This window comes from Arthrobacter sp. ISL-65, assembly GCF_018613795.1.
Classification (GTDB): domain Bacteria; phylum Actinomycetota; class Actinomycetes; order Actinomycetales; family Micrococcaceae; genus Arthrobacter.
Window position 1 is genome coordinate 1 of sequence record NZ_JAGGPN010000028.1, and the last position, 17660, is coordinate 17660.

Genomic DNA, 17660 nt, shown 5'->3' on the forward strand with positions numbered 1-17660 from the left:
AGGGCGTTCCCAGCGCTGGGAACGCCCTCAGCTGCTACTCAGTTGGGTGTTGCTACCTGCCGAAGCGGCGGAGCCTCAGCGAGTTAGCCACCACCAGCACCGAGCTCGCTGCCATGGCCACGCCTGCGATCATCGGATTGAGCAGGCCGAGGGCCGCCAGTGGAATGCCCAGCGCGTTGTAGAAGAAGGCCCAGAACAGGTTGGTCTTGATGGTGGCCAGGGTGCGGCGGGACAGCTCGATCGCGGTGGCCACCTGCCCCAGGTCGTTGCCCATCACGGTCAGGTCGGCGGCTTCGATCGCCACGTCCGTGCCGGAGCCCATCGCGATGCCCAGATCGGCCTGCGCCAGGGCCGCGGCGTCGTTCACGCCGTCTCCTGCCATGGCCACGGTCGCGCCGCCAGCCTGCAGCCGACGGACCGCTTCCACCTTGCCCTCGGGCAGGACGCCGGCGAAAACATCCTCCGCGGCGATTCCGACGACGGCGGCCACCTGGGCTGCGACCGCGGCGTTGTCGCCCGTGAGCAGCATGGGCCGGAGGCCGAGGGCCTTGAGACGTGCCACAGCGGCCTGCGATCCCGCCTTGACCGTGTCCCGCAACTCGACGATGCCGGCCGTCTCGCCGTCCACTGCCACCCAGATGGCCGTGGCACCGGACTGTTCCGCGGCGCGGAGCGCCTGATCCTGTGCCGGCGTGGGCTCCACGCCGTTGTCCCGCAGCCAGCCGCTGCGCCCGGCAACCACGAGCCGGCCTTCAACGGTTCCCACCACTCCGCCGCCCGGCGCGGAATGGAAGCCGACGACGGCGGGCAGGCCGGCGCCGTCGTCCGCTTCACTGCCGCTGTGGCTGGTGTGCGACCGCTGGCCCATGGCGGGCACGGCGGACCGTGCGGCGGCGGCGATCGCGGCGGCGATCGGATGCTCCGACGCCGACTCGACCGCACCGGCCAGCCGCAGGACTTCCGCCTCGCTGAACGAAGCGAATGCCAGGGTGGCCTCGACGGAGAGCTGGCCGCTGGTGACGGTTCCGGTCTTGTCCAGCAGGATGGTGTCCACCGTGCGGGTGTCTTCCAGGACCTGCGGGCCCTTGATGAGGATGCCCAGTTGCGCGCCGCGGCCGGTGCCGGTGAGGAGACCCACGGGGGTAGCCAGGCCAAGGGCGCAGGGGCAGGCGATGACCAGCACGGCCACCGCGGCTGTGAAGGCCGAGCGGAGCTCCGGCCCGGTGATGTCAGGCCCGGCTGCCAGCAGCCAGCCGGCGAACGTGAGAAGGGCTATGGCCAGGACCACCGGCACGAATACTGCGCTGATGCGGTCAGCAAGCCGGGCGATGGGCGCCTTTCCGGTCTGCGCCTGGGAAACGAGCCGCCCCATCTGGGCCAGGGTGGTTTCCGCGCCGACGCGCGTGGCCCGGACCAGCATCCGGCCGGACGCGTTGATGGTGGCACCGGTGACAAGGCTGCCCGGACCGACGTCCACGGGAACGGATTCGCCGGTGACCAGCGAGGCGTCCACCGCCGAGGCGCCGTCCACCACGACGCCGTCGGTGGCGATCTTTTCGCCCGGGCGGACCACGATCAGGTCCCCGACCGCCAGCCGGCTTGCCGGGATCTTTACCTCGGCGCCGTCTTGCAGGATGGTGGCGTCCTTGGCACCCAGGTCCAGGAGCGCGCGCAGGGCGTCACCGGCCTTCGATTTGGCGTTCGCCTCCAGGAACCGGCCCAGCAGAAGGAACGTGGTGACCACGCTGGCCACCTCGAAGTAAAGGCCGCCTGAGCCAGCGCCCATCTGCTCCATGCCGGGGTGTTCGGTCAGGCGGGGGTCGGCGAGGAGCTGCCAGGCGGAGAACAGGTAGGCGGCGATGACTCCGAGCGATACCAGGGTGTCCATGGTGGACGCGAAGTGCCGGGCGTTGACGGCGGCCGCCTTGTGGAACGGCCACGCCGCCCAGCTGACCACCGGCAGTGCCAGCGCGCCCACCACCCAGCCCCAGTTGGGGAACTGGAAAGCCGGGAACATCGAGATGAGGAACACCGGCACGGCCAGGCCCGTTGCGACGAGCAGGCGCGGTTTCAGCTCTGATGCCTTGCCGCCGTGCGACATGTGGTCTTCGTGGTGCGGGTCGACGTCCGCCGAAGTCGCGATGGCCTCGTGCCGGGCGCTCTCTTCTTCTTGGCTTCCGCGCGCAGGTCGTTTGATCCTTGCCTTGTAACCGGCTGAGGCTACCTGGTCTGTGATCTGTTGGTCCGTGATGCCGGCCGGGACGGTCACGTGGGCTGTTTCCAGGGGGAGGTTGACGGTGGCCTGGACGCCTTCGAGCTTGGCGAGCTTCTTTTCCACCCGGTTCACGCACGACGCACAGGTCATGCCCTCGACGTCGAGTTCGATCACCCGGCTGGCGGAGCCTGCGGAAAGGTGTTCGGTGCCCATGACTGGTCCTTCTCTGGTCGTGCCCGATTTTGGTCGTGCTCGGTGCGAATGGGGCGGGTCAGGCCTCGTTGGCCACCACCAGGTAGCCCGCCTCGGCCACTGCCTCGCCGATTTCGGAGGGGGAGAGCTTCTGCGTGGAGGTGATGGTGACGGTCGAAACGCCGCCGGCATTGAGGTCGATGTCGATCTCCTCGACGCCGGCCAGCGCCTCGAGCTCCTCGCTGACGGCCGATACGCAGTGCCCGCAGGTCATGCCGGAGACGTGGACTTTGGTGGAGATGGTGCTCATTGCTGACTCCTTGTTGGGGCGACGACGGGGTTGGTCGGCTGGTGGGTGGTGGTTTGCGCCTAGCGCAGCAGGCGCCCGATGGCACCCGCCGCCTCCTTAACCTTGAGGTCGATGGCTTCAGCCCGCAGGTCAGGATCAGGTTCGGAGGCCGCCCCGACAACGCAGTGGCCGATGTGTTCTTCCACAAGGCCCAAGCTGACGGCGTGCAGGGCCTTGGTCACGGCCGCGACCTGCGTCAGGATGTCGATGCAGTACTTGTCTTCCTCAACCATCCGGGCAATTCCACGGACCTGTCCCTCGATCCGCCGGAGCCGGCGCAGGTACGCATCCTTGTCGGCTGTGTAACCGTGCTGCGGGGCCTCAGCAATCGCTTCTTCGTTAGACGCCGTCGGCGTCCGTCCTTCGGAAGTTTCCATGACCTCAAGTTATACCCCTAGGGGGTATTAGTCAAGGGCCGGGCGGCAAGCCGAAGTGGATGCGGAAGGTGATGGTGCGGAAAGGAATGGTCCAGTGCCGGCGGTTTTCGGGCAACAAAAAAGCTCCGGAGCGCGTTATTGGGGGATACGCACTCCGGAGCAGTCTTTAGGCGGGCCTCGTCGGCCTGCCTGATCAGCTTACTTGCCGGTAGCCGAGTTGGCCACCACCTCGAATAACTACTTTCGCTTTACTTTTCTGAGGCTGCCTGGAGCCGCTAATGGCTATTCGGCGCGGTCCTGGTGTGCGGCCATCCGGAACGGGACCACCAGCACGGGACGGCTTTGATGGTGGGTGAGCCAGGCAGCCACGGAGCCGTTCAGGAGTTCCGTGATCCGGTGCCCGAAGCCGCGCTCCGGCGTGCCCACGATGATCATCGGAGCATTGACTTCCGATGCCAGCCTGCCGAGGGCCCGGGCAGGATCCCCGGCCAGCGTGCGCAAGGTCCACGCCGGCCCTCCGTCCTGCATGGCCGAGCCGATGGCCGACTTCAGATCCGTCGTTACGGAACGGATGTCGTCGTCGTCCCTGTCGGGATGCAGGGAAAGCCGGTGCGCAGAGCGCGCGGGATCCCACTCAACCAGGTAGCTTGCCTCGTCCACGTAGGCGCACAGCAGCGGGGCGGACAGCTTTTCCGCCAGGGTGACGGCGGTCTTGAGGACCTCCGGATGCTGGCCGGGAACCATACCCACTAGGAGGGGAGGCGGGCCGCTGAAATGCTCTGCATCCATAGTCAATTGTTGCCTGCGGCATCAGGAAAGACCAGAGCCACTGCCGCCTGCGCCCCAGCTCAGCGGCGGTTTTCAGCCCTGCGGTACGGCTGCTGCCCCGTGGAGAAGAGTGCTGATTCTCCCTTGAATCCCGGCCGCGGCGAGCCTAGCGTGGAGACGTAGAAAGGCGGCGTCCCATGCAGATTTACATGTGGTGGCTTGATCTGGACTTGAAAAGCAAGGAGTGGCTTCGCGAGAACCTGCGGGCCGGCGACGTTCCGGTGTTCGTGATGCAGGGGATTGCCGAGGCGGGAGGTCCGCACCCGGACACGCCGCAGGCAGTCCTGACCGAAGCCGAGTGGGATTTCATCGAGACGCAGTCTGAATTCGTGGACTGACTGATCGCGGACCGGTTCGCCGCTGCCGGTCATGCCGCGCGCACCACCGGCAACTCGTCCCAGTGCGCCGTGTACCGCGGCGAACGCATGCCACGCCTCATGCTCCAGTCCAGGTCGCTCCTCAAGCCTGCAAACCCGAGTCCGATGGTGCCCCTGCCGTACTTCCGGCTGATCTGCTCAAGCAACGGGCCGATCCCGCGTTCCTCGTGCGGGTTGGTGAAGGGCTCCAGAGGCTGCTGATTGCCGGAGGGCCGAAGGTCGGTCACCATGATGCCGGCGCGGGCGTATTTGACGCCATCCTGGATCGCGGGAAGCAGGGCGTGGGCAGCCCTGGTGAGCAGTACCGGGTCTGAGGTGGGCATGGGCAGCGGAATGCGCACCGAGGGAAACGACTTGTCCTTCGGGTTGTAATGGGACGTGCCGGCGAACGCGGTGAGGACCTTGGCCTGAAGGTGGTGCCGGGCCAGCCGGGCAATCGCCTGCTGCGCGTAGACGCTCAGGACCTGGCGAAATTCGGGGACCGACGTCAGGGGAGTGGAAAACGAGCGCGAGAAGATCAGCTGATCCCGCCCCAAGCGTTCCTCCTCCAGCGGTATGCACGGTGTTCCACGCAGCTCCAGCACGGTGCGCATGAGCACCACCGAAAAGCGGTCGCGCACCATCACCGGATCGGCCCGGCTCAGCTCCAGGATGGAGCAGATCCCCATGGCGTTCAGCCGCTTTTCCAGCCGGCCCGCCACGCCCCAGACCCGATACCGGCAGCCGGGCCATCGGCAGTTCACGCGCTTCCGGGTCCATCGACTCCCAGCGGCACACCCCGCCGAGAGCGGGGTTGTTCTTTGCCCACCGGTTGGCGAGCTTGGCGAGCGTCTTGGTGGAGGCGATGCCTACGCATACGGGCACCCCGACGTTGCGCTGGACCGCGGCCTTGATGGTCCGGCCGAGGCCCGCAACCGTCAGCGAGCTTGCCAGGACAGCGGCGTGTCACGCTCCTGGCTTTACACCCAGCCAGACCTGTTGGAACAGCTCCAGCAGCGGAAAGGACCGGCCAGAACATCACCAACGGCGTAGTCCGTTCGAGCGTCGGAGGCATCGATGCACCGACGGCTTCAGCTTGCCCACCAGCGCATCCGTCAGCTCACGGACGAGAATCGCCGACTGCAAGATCGGCTGGCACGGGCGCATGGAGCGGCGCGCGGGGCCCGACATTGACATTGCAGTAATCCCCCGTCTCCGTGCATTTGATCCTGCACGCTCCGGGCTGTGACTGTTCGTTCGGAATGGCGGTTCACTTTTGTAGGCCTCCCACAAGGGCCCACATCTTTGGAACGGAGACATCGTAGCCGGCGCGCCGGGCATGCGGGAGCCACATTCAAACTCGGCGGCCGGATGTTGGGCATGCTGCGGCTGACGGCCTTTACAGCGGGGTCAGCCCGAAGGCGCGGACGCCCTCGGCCCGCTCAGCGCGGCCCAGACATGATTCGCATCTTAATCAGCTATCTCCTGAGTGCGCAGCACAAGGTCCAGACTGTTTTTCTCCACATAGTCCAAAGCGCTCCTCGTGGCACCTACAGCAACTATCGAATCTTCTAGCGGAGAAACGGCGATCCGCGGCGGGGTCGCCGTAAATTCTTTCAGTCGCTCGGCGATGGGTTCAAGCAGCACCCCGGCGGACTTTGCCACGGCGCCGCCGATGACGACCAGTTCCGGGTTGAAGATGGTGGCTACCGCTCCGATGACCCTGGCCATCCTGTCCGCGAGACGGTCCAGAATTTTTACGGCCACATCGTCTCCATCTGCGGCTGCGTCGAAAACATGTTCGGCTTCGACGCCCTGTCGGGTATGAGTTCGGAGGGATGTCTTGGCTTTGCCTGCCAGGGCTTCGGTGGCCCATGTTCTGGCCATGAGGGCGATACCGAAGGTATCGCCTACACCTTCAACCTGCTTCAGGAACGCCAACTCGCCGGCGCCGCCGTGGCTGCCGTGCAGGAGCCGCCCGCCGTCGATGACTCCCGAACCGAAGCGTTCGCTGGAGAGGATCACCACGACGTCGTCCACGCCGACAGATGCGCCGCGCCAGCGTTCGCCCAAGGCAGCAAGGTTTGCATCGTTTTCCAGCAACACGTTCCAGCCGTGGAGGTCTTGGAAAGCGGCTTTGAGGTCGACGTCAAAAAGCTCCCAGAAGCGTTGAGTGGCCAGCACCTCACCGTTTCGGTCAACGGGTGCTGCTATTCCCACGCTCACGGCAAGCACCTTGTCGGCAGAAACACCTGCGTTTTGAAGGGCCGTCATCGCCGTCCGATCGATGACGGCAAGGCGTTCCTCGGCAGTCATCTGGACGCCCGGGATGCGCTCCTCGGCCCTGATCTGGACACCGGGAAATGGCTGACTGGACCTTCCGACAGTTTCCCCCCGGAGGTTTGACACGACGGCAGTGGCCTTTGCGATTCCCACGTCCACGCCCATGACGTAACCGGCACTTTCGTTGAGCTCGAACCGGCGGGCGGGCCGGCCTTTCTGGTACTGGCCGAAGGCGCGCTGGTTCTCCAGTTCCCTGATCCAGCCCCGCTCCATCAGCTCCTCGCACACCGATATGGCAGTGGCCCGCGCGAGTCCAGTTGCCTGCATGACCTGGGTAACGGTCACTGCACCCGAAGCTCGGATGAAGTCCAGAACAGCAGTGGCGCTTACTCTGCGCAGCAGCTGGGGCCCGGGTGGGGAGATCACAGAAGACATAGGTATTGACCTCTCTCTGAGTTACGTCACATAATACTTGAGCGACTAAATTTTTGTACTGAATTAAAGTCGAACGGTAAATGGACTCCCCTCCGGAGCACTCCCCTGTTCATGACGGTTCCCCTTACTCACATCTTCCGGGCCCAGCATGGGCCTGGTCAGGAGGTCAACGATGATCCAACAATTCTCGATGAGTGGCTGCAGGCGAAAAGCGCTGTTATCGGCTTTGGCCATCGGCACCAGCATTCCCGCTGCACTCGCCGGTGCGGCCTTACCTGCAGTTGCGGCGCATACAGAGTTGCCAAGCTCTGTGACTCTTGTCGGATCGCTTCAGGATGAACTGGGGTGTGCAGGGGAATGGCAGCCGGAATGTGCAGCTACACGGCTTCAGCCTGTCCCCGGCACCGATGGTCTTTACAAAGCGACCTTCGACGTTCCGGCAGGAAGTTATGAAGTCAAGGCTGCCCTGAACGACTCCTGGGCAGAGAACTACGGTGCGGATGGAATTGCTGGCGGTGCAAACATCCCGGTCCAGGCACCGGGAGGACCGGTCACGTTCACTTACGACCACAGCACGCACCGCTTAAGTGACGACTTGCCTGAGTCCTTGGGCGGTCCCTCTGCAGGACACTGGCTCACGTCGGACACGATCACGTGGAAGGGACTTGACCCGGCCCAGGCGACTTCATTCGCGCTCTACACTGCCGCGAACGGCGGCCTTACAGTCTCGGACGGGAAGATACTCGGCGGAACGGCCAAGCCCCTTAGCCTCAAGCCTGGGGGACTTGACGGCGCGTTGGCTGCGAAATATCCGCACCTGGCCGGGTCCACGGTATTGAAACTGCCCGCGGAGGCAGCACGGGAAGCGCGGAGACTTCTCAAGGGCCAGCTGATTCTGGCAGCCCAGGATGCGGCAGGCAACACCGTCGCAACCACCGGTCTTCAGATCCCCGGGGTCCTGGATGAGGTGTATGCCTCTGCTGCAAAGCAGGACCTCGGGCTGCGCTGGAAGAGCGATCGGCCGGAGCTGTCCCTTTGGGCGCCCACCGCCCGCAACGTAACACTGCATGTCTATGACAACGGATCCGGCGGTGAGCCCAGGGCCAGCGTCCCGATGAAGGACGGCCGGAACGGCGTGTGGGCAGTCCTGGGCGACAAGGCCTGGAAGGGTGACTACTATCTCTTCGAAGTGGAAGTTTTCGTCCCCGAGACAGGCAAAGTCGAGAAGAACTTCGTCACCGATCCTTACAGTGTGGGATTGTCAACGAACTCCGAACGCAGTCTCTTCGTGAACCTGGCCGACCCGGCCCTGGCTCCCGCCGGTTGGGAAAACATCGCCAAGCCGGTTGTCGAAAAACCCGAGGACCTCTCGGTCTACGAACTGCACGTCCGTGACTTCTCTATAGCAGACAAGACCGTCCCGTCCTCAGACCGCGGAACGTATAAGGCTTTCACCCACCAAGACAGTGACGGCATGCACCACCTGCAGGAAATGACCAAGTCCGGCATCAACGCCGTCCACCTTCTCCCGGTGAACGACATTGCCACCATCGATGAACGTCGCGAGCTGCAACAGGAACCGCAATGTGATCTGCCGGCCCTTCCTTCGAACAGCGAAGAACAGCAGGCCTGCGTAGGCGCCGTTGCCGCCAAGGACGGGTTCAACTGGGGTTATGACCCACTGCATTACGCAACCCCGGAGGGGTCATACGCCACCAATCCCCAAGGCGCCGTCCGAACCCTCGAATTCCGTGAAATGGTCGCTGGGCTAAACAAGGCAGGGGCCCGAGTGATCCAGGATGTCGTCTACAACCACACTTCCGGCACCGGACAGAACTCCTCCCACAACCTGGACCGCATCGTCCCGGGCTACTACCACAGGCTCAACCCAACCACCGGCGCCGTGGAGACTTCAACCTGCTGCGCCAACACTGCAACGGAAAAAACCATGATGGGCAAGCTCATGGTCGATTCCCTCGTCACGCTGGCCAAGACATACAAACTGGACGGATTCCGCTTTGACCTGATGGGACACCACACCAAGCAGAACCTCCTCGATGTCAGGGCAGCCCTGGACAAGCTGACACTCCAGGGGGACGGCGTGGACGGCAAGAACATCTACCTCTACGGGGAAGGCTGGGAATTCGGGGAAGTCGCTAACGACGCACGCTTCGTGCAGGCCACTCAGCAGAACATGGCCGGCACGGGAATCGGCACCTTCAACGACCGGCAACGTGATGCCGTCCGCGGAGGCACCCCCTTTGACGAGGACCCGCGCATCCAAGGCTTCGCCTCCGGGCTCTTTACCGATCCGAATCCGTCCCCGGCCAACGGAAGCCCGCAGGAACAACGCGCCACGCTCCTGCTCGCCCAGGACCAGCTCAAAGTCGGCCTGACCGGAAACCTCAAGGACTACTCATTCATCGACCGGACCGGGGCCACCGTAAAGGGATCGGACGTCGTCTATGGGGGCAAGCCCGCCGGGTACACGGCGGACCCCTCTGAAGCGATCACCTACGTTGACGCGCACGACAATGAAACCCTCTTCGACGCACTGACGCTGAAGCTTCCCCAGGGAACCTCCATGGAGGGTCGCATCCGGATGAACACCCTCGCCCTGAGCACCACGGCCTTCGGCCAAGGCATATCGTTCTGGCATGCAGGCACAGAAAACCTGCGCAGCAAGTCCCTGGACCGAAACAGCTACGACTCCGGTGACTGGTTCAACGTGCTGGATCACACCGGTACCACGAACGGATTTGCCCGGGGCCTACCGCCTGAGCGCGACAACAGGGACAAATATCCCTACATGAAGCCCCTGCTTGCAGACCCGGCACTGAACCCGCAACCGGCACATATCGCCGCCGCTCGTGAGCGCGCCGAAGAGCTGCTCGAAATCCGCAGGAGCTCTCCGCTGTTCCACCTTGGGGACGCCAAACTCATCCAGCAAAAACTCTCCTTCCCCTCGGCCGGCCCAAACCAGGCTCCCGGGGTTGTGGTGATGCGACTGGACGACACCGTGGGCTCTGACGTCGACAAGGACCTCAAGGGCATGGTCGTCATCTTCAATGCCTCGGACAAGCCGGCCACCCAGACCGTTCCGGGCACAGCGGGCGCGAGGTACAGCCTTCACCCGGTCCAGGCCTCCGGCCCTGACCCGATTGTGAAGACAGCAGCCTATGATCCCGCCAGCGGTTCATTCACCGTCCCCGCTCGCACCGTAGCCGTCTTCCAAGCCAAGTAAACGCAAGGGGGCCGGCAGAGCCACTCTGCCGGCCCCCTTGACCCTGTAGCGCGAAAGGAAACGCTCAAATGCAACTGGTTATCCGTATCTCGCCCGAGACCTGCTCCAAGAGGGACGTGGACGTCCGGCTTAATGAAGCGATCGACACCGCCATGAGCATGGCGACAAGGGAACGGAGCGGAGGGGTGCTTGTCACCAGGCACTCGCCCGCATACTTCACCGTCTCTATCACCGCCGAGGTCCCTTATGGCTGGGTGAGAGAACATGACGAGACATGACCGGCCACATTCACATCACCAATAGTTCTGACGGGCCCACCGGGGAAAACATGACGCACCGGAACCGCTCAGTCGAACACAACTCCTCCGAATCCGAGGACGGGCGATGGGAAAGCTCTGGGAACCGGCAGCCCGCCACTACCAGCCCATAGAACACCCCGCACCAGGCGCCACGGGAAGGACGGCTGCGCCCTACCGCCGCTAGCGATGCATACGTTGGCGGAACTTGAAAATCTTCTGGTCGCTGCGCGACCAGAAGAACCCCAACGCAGAATGCAGAGCGTCCCACTCACACAATCAGGCTGGTTGAATTCAGCAATAAAGCGACCGGTTATGAACTCCGGAGATGCACAGCCGTGGATGGGCTGTGACAGCCCCTGTGCCAATGGCACGGGCCTCAGCCATTCTCTGCCTTCCCCTCTGTCCTGAATGGGCACCTATGGAGGACTGCACCCTAGTTTCAGGCCCGAACTTCATCTAAAAGTCTTAACCCCTCGAAGCTTGACTTTGTGGTCTGCGTCACCCCATGCTTTTGACGGACACTAAATTTACTAGCAATATAAACTGCTCCGCGGTTTGGCCTGCCTCTTGGCCACCCGCTTAGCTGAAAGGACTGACGTCGATGTCTGACTCCCTCTTCTCACGTTCTGTTGACCGCCGTGCCGTTTTGCGGACCGGCATGTTGGGTGCGCTGGGCCTGGCGGCCACCCCGGCACTGGCGGCCTGCGGTGGCGGTTCTGCCTCCGGCGGATCCGGCGCCGGAGGCAGTGTTTCCTGGGCGGCATGGGCCAACCCGGGCGAGGGTGAACGGTATAAGCAGTTCGCCACCGAGCTCGGCAAGAAGATCAACGCCAAAGTCAACTTTCAGGCCGTCGTCGGCGACTATCAGGCCAAGATGCTCTCACAGCTCGCGGGCGGTGCTGCCCCCGATGCCTTCTACGTGGGCGATGCCGATATGGCCAAAATGATTGATGCCAAGCAAATTTCGGATTTGACCGAATACCTCAACGGCGGGAAGGCCCCCATCAAGCTTGAGGACTTCCCGGAGGATCTGTACCAGTGGTGCAAGCCTGCCGATGGCAGCGCCGGGATTTTCGGTATCCCGGTGGACTGCAATCCTTCAGTGCTCTGGTTCAACAAGGACGTTCTCTCCGCCGCAGGGGTGTCCCAGGATCCCTCCCAGCTTTTCGAGGCAGGCAGGTGGACTCCGGACGCGCTGGAGGATCTGCTGGGTAAGGTCCGCGCCTCCGGCAAGAAGGGGCTGATCCTGGCCAACTGGTGGTTCAACTGGTGCTGGGCCACCACCATGTTCGGCGGTCAATTGACCGACGGATCCGGCAAGCTGGTTTTTGCCGACGATCCCAAGGCCCAGCAGGGACTGGAATGGCTGCTCGCGCAGTTCAAGTCGGGCAACATCACCTATGCAGGTTCCCTGCCTAAGGGCCAAAGCGGGGACGCCCTTTTCCTTGCCGGCCAACTTGCTTTGAACAATGTCGGCCGTTGGGCCCTGCCGACGCTTAAGGATGTCAAGTTCGGTTATGACATCGCCCCGGTCCCCTCGCCCTCGGGCAAGGACATTGTTCCGGTACCGGTCGCTACGGCGGCTATTGCGCTCAATGCCAAAGCCAAAAACCGAGAGAAAGCCCTGGAGCTGATCGGCAACTACGTCAGCCGTGACGGTCAGAAGTTCCGGCTCTCCGGTGGCGGTAACGCCGTGCCGTCAATTAAGGGACTGGACGAGATCGCCACAGAGGGCGGCGTGCCGGTGCACGGCCAGTGGTTCAACGATGTTGTGGCCAAGGGATACGCCATTCCCCGTGCTTTCGTCGGCAATTCGAAAACCGCCACTGAGCTGCCCCTTCTGGTCGACAAGCTGTTCAAGGATTCCTCGACGACGGCGGCGTCTTTCAGTTCTGCGGTCACCCGGCTGGTGGAGTCGACGAAGTGAGCACGCTGACCGCCGCCCCCACGCAGGCACGGGTTGCCCAGTCCTCTGGACGCGGTCTCTCGCGGCGGCGCAAGGACACAATCGCCGCGCTGGTCTTTCTGTCGCCGCAACTGGTCGGGCTGGCCGCCTTCATGGTCGGACCGTTGGTGTTTGCGCTGGTGTTGGCCTTCAGTGATTGGGATGGCTTCGGTGCCGCGACGTTTGCCGGGTTCGGGAACTTCGCGGACGTGCTGTCCAACCCGCGGATCCAGCGCTCGGTCCTGAACACGGTGTGGTTTACGGCGCTGCAGGTGCCGGGTCTGATGATTTCAAGCTTTGTCTTTGCCGTGCTGATGCAGAAGGCCGGCAAGATGACTTCGGTCTACCGGCTTTGTTTCGTGGCACCTGTGGTGACGTCTTCGGTGGCGGTTGCTGCGATCTGGCTGTGGCTGTTCAACCCGGACATCAGCCCGCTCAGCAGCGCTTTGCGCAGCATCGGCATTCAGTCCCCGGACTGGCTGCAGGACCCCAATTTCGTCATCCCGGCCTTCGCTATCGTGGCAATCTGGCAAGGCCTGGGCTATCAGCTGGTGATGTTCATGGCCGGACTGCAGAGCATCGGCTCGTCCTTCCTGGAAGCGGCCGAGCTGGACGGCTGCAGCGGGTGGCAGAAGCTTGTGCACGTCACTATTCCGCTGCTGTCCCCTACCATCCTGTTCCTCTCGATCACCTCGATCATCGGCTCCTTCCAGATCTTCGACTACATCTATGTCTTCATGGACAGCAACGCTCCGGAGGCGGCCCGCACGATCGTGTACGAAATCGTCCAGATCGCCTTCCGCGAGTTTAATTTTGGCCAGGCATCGGCCTTGGCATTCCTGCTCCTGCTGTCACTGCTCGGCATTACCGCCCTGCAGCTGGCAGTCCAAAAGAGATGGGTCCACTACGCAGAATGAGCACTTCCACCACTATCCGAAACAGCCGCCGGAGCGCGAGCGAGGATCCGAAGCGCAGGGGGTTGCACCCACGGCGTCTGGCCGGCCGGACTATCCTTCACGTTGCACTGGCTGCCTGCGCCATCCTGATGGCCCTGCCATTCCTCTGGATGCTGCTGTCCTCGTTCAAACCGCTGACCGAGATCTTTGCGCAGCCCCCGGCCTTGTTCCCGCTTGAATGGACCACGGAGGGTTATGAGAAAGCCTTCGCAGGTGCCGACTTCGTTCGCGGTTTCTGGAATAGCACCTACATTGCAGTAACCGTCACCGCAGTTTCCCTGCTCACTTCATCCATGGCCGCTTACGCCTTTGCCCGGATCGAATTCCGCGGAAGCAAGCCCCTGTTCATGGTGTTCCTGGCGACGATGATGGTTCCGGCCCAGCTGACCATCATCCCGCTCTACATCATCATGGGATGGCTCGGCTGGGTTGACACCCACGCAGCACTGATCGTACCTGCCGCACTCTTCAACGCTTTCGGCGTGTTCCTCATGCGCCAGTACGTTAAAGGCATCCCAAAGGAGCTTGAGGAGGCAGCCGAGCTCGACGGTGCGAGCCGCTTCCGGATCTTCACCACCTTGATCCTGCCGCTGCTGCGCACCCCGCTCACCGCGCTCGGAATCTTCACGTTCCTGGGGCAGTGGAACAACTTCTTCGGCCCGCTGATCTTCCTCAACAGCGACGCGAACTTCACGCTCCCGCTGCTGGTGAACCAGTTCAAGGGCCAGTACGGCGCTGACTGGACCGCCCTCATGGCCGCTACCACCTTGGCGGCAGCACCATTGCTGATCATGTTCGGCATCGCCCAACGCCAGATCGTCGAAGGCATCGCCCTCTCCGGATCCAAATCCTAACAACCTCATCGACGGCCGGATGACGGTGGCAGGAACCACCCTCATCCGCCATGGTGGGCATCTTCGCCTTCCTGGGGCTAATGGAACGACTTCCTCCTCCCGCAGATGATGATCGCTGACCCTGCCCTGCAGACCTTCCCGTGGTGCAGATGCTGTTCCAAAGCGAGTTCAACACCAACTACCGCCTCGCATTCGCGTCCTACCTGATGGCCATGACACCCACCCTGGTCGGTTACCTCCTCGCTCAGCGCTGGGTCCTGTCCGGAGTAATGCGCCGGACCGTTAGATAGCCAGACCAAGCTCATCAGCAATAACGAGCCCATCAGCAATAAGCAGCTACAACAAGAAAAGGATCACCCTTTGTCCATAACCGCCACCCTGGCAAACTCCTCTGAATCCGAGCGCATGGCCGATCCGAACTGGTGGCGCCAGGCCGCCGTCTACCAGATCTACCCGCGCAGCTTCGCCGACTCCAACGGCGACGGCATCGGCGACATCAAAGGCATCACCGCCAAGGTCCCGTACCTGAAGTCCTTGGGGATCGACGCCGTGTGGCTGAGTCCGTTCTACCCGTCGGCGCTGGCTGACGGCGGCTACGACGTCGATGATTACCGCGACGTGGACCCGAAACTGGGAACGCTCGAAGACTTCGACGAGATGGCCGCTGCCCTGCACGCCGCCGGCATCAAGCTGATGGCAGACATCGTGCCCAACCACTCATCTGACCGTCATGAATGGTTCAAAGAGGCCCTCGCCTCGCCGAAGGGTTCCGCGGCGCGCGACCGCTACATCTTCCGTGACGGCAATGGCGACAACGGGGAGCTGCCGCCGTCGGACTGGGACTCGGTGTTCGGCGGACCGGTCTGGGAACGCATCACGGAGCCGGATGGTACGCCGGGCCAGTGGTACATGCACATCTTCGCCAAGGAACAGCCGGACTTTAACTGGGACAACCCGGAAGTCCGCGGGGACTTCCTGAAGACCCTGCGTTTCTGGTCCGATCGCGGCGTGGACGGCTTCCGCATCGACGTCGCCCACGGCATGGCAAAGGACCTCACCGAGCCGCTGCCGTTGAAGGCTGAGCTGGAAGCCAAGGCCGGCGCCGAGGGGTATATAGACGGTTCACATCCGTTCTGGGACCGCAACGAGGTCCACGAGGTGTATGCCGAATGGCGCAAACTCTTCAACGAGTACAACCCGCCGCGGACAGCTGTTGCCGAGGCGTGGGTACACGAGACGCGCCGTGCCCGGTATGCCAGCCCCGAAGGGCTGGGCCAGGCCTTCAACTTCGACCTCCTGCAGGCCGACTTTGAGGCGCCGAAGTTCAAGAAGATCATTACGGACAACCTCATCGCGGCCAAGGAAACGGGGGCATCCTCGACCTGGGTGTTCTCCAACCACGACGTTGTCCGCCACGCCACCCGCTACGGCCTTTCCAAGGGCAATACCACGGCAGCCCAGGGAACCAACGCCGCCCAGGACGTGACGGCGACCGAGCCCAAGGGCCAGGACGGCAAGGCCTGGCTGCTGGCGGGCGGGCCGGCCGAGGAACTCGACGTCGAACTTGGCCTGCGCCGCGCCCGCGCCGCATCCCTGCTGATGTTCGCCCTGCCCGGTTCGGCCTACCTGTACCAGGGAGAGGAACTCGGCCTCCAGGAAGTCGCGGAAATTCCCGATTGGGAGCGCCAGGACCCCGCGTTCTTCCGGAACAAGGGCGTGGAAGTGGGCCGCGACGGCTGCCGCGTGCCCCTGCCGTGGAAGGTGGAAGGTACCGCCTTCGGCTTCGGTGACGGTGGCGCGCACCTGCCCCAACCGGACTGGTTCAGCAAGTACGCGGTGGAGGCTCAGGACGGGACCGAAGGTTCCACCTTGGAGCTCTACCGCGCCGCCCTGCGGCTGCGCCGAGAGCTCCAGGCTGACGAAGAGCTGGAATGGATCGAGACCGGCAACCCGGACGTCCTGCACTTCAACCGCCCCGGCGGCTGGCAGTCCATCACCAACTTCGGGGACACCCCTGTCGGCCTTCCCTCCGGAACCGTGCTGGTCAGCAGCGCGCCGATGGAAGATGGCAAACTCCCAGCAAACACCACGGCGTGGGTGCGCTGAGCCCAAATCCTCCCACACCGGTTGGCAGGTCCGATGCAGAACCCACGGCAGCGTAGGTCATGACCAAAGCCTGTGTGGAGGCTGCAGACGCTTCCAGCTCGATCCCGTCAGCCACGTCATGATGGTGCGCTAACTCCCACAAAGTTAATTGCATTGGTGGTCGTTCCGAAGCCTGGAACGACCACAAATGCGCCCAGCCGCCCCGGCCGTACGCGAATCAAAGCCGCCACAGCGTTGTCTTACCGTCGAGGAGTATGCCGGTAGAGGTTCGGTGAAGGGTCAGCTAAACCGCCGCCACTCTGAGTTGAAGCATGTGTCGGAGGGCCAGCTATCCATTCTTCGTTCACGCCGAACCCGAAGGCTGCGTGGGTCATGATGCCTCGTTCCCCGATGCGCTTCCTTTCGCGCGTAATCCACGACTGCGCCACGACTAGAGCCACAGCTTCTCGCCGACTCGACGGGTGGTTGTCAACTTCGAGCTCCACCGTGCTGGCCAGCCGGCCGCGACCCACTCGGCCTGCGGGTGGTGACCGAGCCCGCCGAGATAGACCACCTCATCAATCGCAATCTGCTGCCGGGCGGTGACGGCAGCAACCACATCAAGAGGTCCCTCCCACCCGTATCCGTCAAGGAATGCGGCGGTGCGAGTTCGTCGGTTCACCGTTTTATCGAACCCGCGGGATCGAAGCTCGGCCGGGTCATCCTCGAACGGAGCGAACCACTCCAAGGCATATGCAACGTCGCTCAACCTGCTCGCCGGACGCGCCATATCCCAATCAAACAGGCCGACGGCGACACCGTTGCGCCACGTGAAGTTAGCTGGCTGCGGGTCGCCATGGCAGATTACTTCGCCTGGCGAGAAGGGCACCGCCCACGTCGCATCCGTCGGTGGCACCCAGCCGACCGTCGCATCATGAACCCTGCGCAGCAGCCGGCCAGCAGAACGAACCGACTCGACGCTGAGCTGATGAGCCCATGCATCCGCTCCAGCTTCGCCGGGAACAAGGGTCACATGCTCGACTGCATCGCCGAAATCAAGGGGCCTTGGAACGGGCAACCCCGAATCATGCAAATGCGTGAGAAGGGCATGTACCGTCGGTGTCCACGGTTTCACCGGGCGCTCCACCGCATTCTCGTTGACACGGATCGCACGCTTGTATCCCATCCGACAAGATTAGCCGCGGCGCATACAGCCCGGCGGCCCACTCGTGCAGAGCCTCT

General features: G+C 63.3%; 13 protein-coding genes and 2 pseudogenes. 8 read left to right on the forward strand and 7 right to left on the reverse strand.

The features are described from left to right. Positions 1 to 52: 52 nt before the first annotated feature. The 4 genes from J7I85_RS11830 to J7I85_RS11845 all read right to left on the reverse strand — a co-directional run bounded on the left by J7I85_RS11830 (position 53) and on the right by J7I85_RS11845 (position 3922). The gene (locus J7I85_RS11830) at positions 53 to 2428 is read right to left on the reverse strand and encodes a cation-translocating P-type ATPase (protein WP_214851951.1); all 2376 of its coding nucleotides are present in this window, start codon (positions 2426 to 2428) and stop codon (positions 53 to 55) included. A gap of 58 nt (positions 2429 to 2486) precedes the next feature. Beyond that, complete coding sequence (locus J7I85_RS11835) at positions 2487 to 2717, reverse strand: heavy-metal-associated domain-containing protein (RefSeq protein ID WP_003799993.1); 231 nt, start codon at positions 2715 to 2717, stop codon at positions 2487 to 2489. A gap of 59 nt (positions 2718 to 2776) precedes the next feature. Continuing rightward, positions 2777 to 3133 (reverse strand): metal-sensitive transcriptional regulator, encoded by a 357-nt coding sequence (locus tag J7I85_RS11840; RefSeq protein WP_214851952.1) that lies wholly within the window; start codon positions 3131 to 3133, stop codon positions 2777 to 2779. Between the two features lie 282 nt (positions 3134 to 3415). After that, positions 3416 to 3922, reverse strand: coding sequence for a universal stress protein (locus J7I85_RS11845; RefSeq protein ID WP_214851953.1), 507 nt, complete (start codon positions 3920 to 3922; stop codon positions 3416 to 3418). Between the two features lie 176 nt (positions 3923 to 4098). Here J7I85_RS11845 and J7I85_RS11850 point away from each other — a divergent pair, with 176 nt between their 5' ends. Further along, the gene (locus J7I85_RS11850; RefSeq protein WP_214851954.1) at positions 4099 to 4299 is read left to right on the forward strand and encodes a hypothetical protein; all 201 of its coding nucleotides are present in this window, start codon (positions 4099 to 4101) and stop codon (positions 4297 to 4299) included. A 29-nt stretch (positions 4300 to 4328) separates the two neighbouring features. Here J7I85_RS11850 and J7I85_RS11855 read toward each other — a convergent pair. After that, a pseudogene (locus J7I85_RS11855) lies at positions 4329 to 5244 on the reverse strand (DUF4113 domain-containing protein); the annotation flags it as partial. A 543-nt stretch (positions 5245 to 5787) separates the two neighbouring features. Beyond that, a complete protein-coding gene (locus J7I85_RS11860; RefSeq protein WP_214851955.1) occupies positions 5788 to 7035 on the reverse strand; it encodes an ROK family transcriptional regulator in 1248 nt (415 codons plus the stop codon). Between the two features lie 190 nt (positions 7036 to 7225). Here J7I85_RS11860 and pulA point away from each other — a divergent pair, with 190 nt between their 5' ends. The 7 genes and pseudogenes from pulA (at position 7226) to J7I85_RS11895 (ending at position 16439) form a co-directional block, all read left to right on the forward strand. Continuing rightward, positions 7226 to 10279: a pullulanase-type alpha-1,6-glucosidase gene (gene pulA, locus J7I85_RS11865; RefSeq protein WP_374102466.1), complete on the forward strand. Its 3054-nt coding sequence runs from the start codon at positions 7226 to 7228 to the stop codon at positions 10277 to 10279. 68 nt (positions 10280 to 10347) lie between these two features. Beyond that, a complete protein-coding gene (locus J7I85_RS11870; protein ID WP_214851957.1) occupies positions 10348 to 10557 on the forward strand; it encodes a hypothetical protein in 210 nt (69 codons plus the stop codon). 622 nt (positions 10558 to 11179) lie between these two features. Beyond that, positions 11180 to 12505, forward strand: coding sequence for an ABC transporter substrate-binding protein (locus J7I85_RS11875; RefSeq protein ID WP_214851958.1), 1326 nt, complete (start codon positions 11180 to 11182; stop codon positions 12503 to 12505). After that, positions 12502 to 13440: a carbohydrate ABC transporter permease gene (locus J7I85_RS11880; RefSeq protein WP_214851959.1), complete on the forward strand. Its 939-nt coding sequence runs from the start codon at positions 12502 to 12504 to the stop codon at positions 13438 to 13440. The genes J7I85_RS11875 and J7I85_RS11880 overlap by 4 nt, the downstream gene beginning before the upstream one ends. Beyond that, on the forward strand, positions 13437 to 14333 hold the full coding sequence (locus J7I85_RS11885; protein WP_214851960.1) for a carbohydrate ABC transporter permease: 897 nt from the start codon (positions 13437 to 13439) through the stop codon (positions 14331 to 14333). Before J7I85_RS11880 ends, J7I85_RS11885 begins: the two co-directional genes overlap by 4 nt. Before the next feature lie 38 nt (positions 14334 to 14371). Continuing rightward, positions 14372 to 14623, forward strand: a pseudogene (locus J7I85_RS11890) (carbohydrate ABC transporter permease); the annotation flags it as partial. Between the two features lie 70 nt (positions 14624 to 14693). Next, entirely contained in the window at positions 14694 to 16439 is a 1746-nt protein-coding gene (locus J7I85_RS11895; protein WP_214851961.1) for a glycoside hydrolase family 13 protein, read from the forward strand. Between the two features lie 430 nt (positions 16440 to 16869). Here J7I85_RS11895 and J7I85_RS11900 read toward each other — a convergent pair whose 3' ends face one another. Then, entirely contained in the window at positions 16870 to 17604 is a 735-nt protein-coding gene (locus tag J7I85_RS11900) for a phosphotransferase enzyme family protein (protein ID WP_214851962.1), read from the reverse strand. Positions 17605 to 17660 lie beyond the last annotated feature (56 nt).

Coding starts and splice junctions, on each gene's coding strand:
- J7I85_RS11885 (WP_214851960.1), top strand. CDS start 13,437: ATGAGCACTTCCACCACTATCCGAAACAGCCGCCGGAGCGCGAGCGAG.
- J7I85_RS11870 (WP_214851957.1), top strand. CDS start 10,348: ATGCAACTGGTTATCCGTATCTCGCCCGAGACCTGCTCCAAGAGGGAC.
- J7I85_RS11860 (WP_214851955.1), bottom strand. CDS start 7,035: ATGTCTTCTGTGATCTCCCCACCCGGGCCCCAGCTGCTGCGCAGAGTA.
- J7I85_RS11900 (WP_214851962.1), bottom strand. CDS start 17,604: ATGGGATACAAGCGTGCGATCCGTGTCAACGAGAATGCGGTGGAGCGC.
- J7I85_RS11845 (WP_214851953.1), bottom strand. CDS start 3,922: ATGGATGCAGAGCATTTCAGCGGCCCGCCTCCCCTCCTAGTGGGTATG.
- J7I85_RS11875 (WP_214851958.1), top strand. CDS start 11,180: ATGTCTGACTCCCTCTTCTCACGTTCTGTTGACCGCCGTGCCGTTTTG.
- J7I85_RS11850 (WP_214851954.1), top strand. CDS start 4,099: ATGCAGATTTACATGTGGTGGCTTGATCTGGACTTGAAAAGCAAGGAG.
- J7I85_RS11840 (WP_214851952.1), bottom strand. CDS start 3,133: ATGGAAACTTCCGAAGGACGGACGCCGACGGCGTCTAACGAAGAAGCG.
- J7I85_RS11830 (WP_214851951.1), bottom strand. CDS start 2,428: ATGGGCACCGAACACCTTTCCGCAGGCTCCGCCAGCCGGGTGATCGAA.
- J7I85_RS11835 (WP_003799993.1), bottom strand. CDS start 2,717: ATGAGCACCATCTCCACCAAAGTCCACGTCTCCGGCATGACCTGCGGG.
- pulA (WP_374102466.1), top strand. CDS start 7,226: ATGAGTGGCTGCAGGCGAAAAGCGCTGTTATCGGCTTTGGCCATCGGC.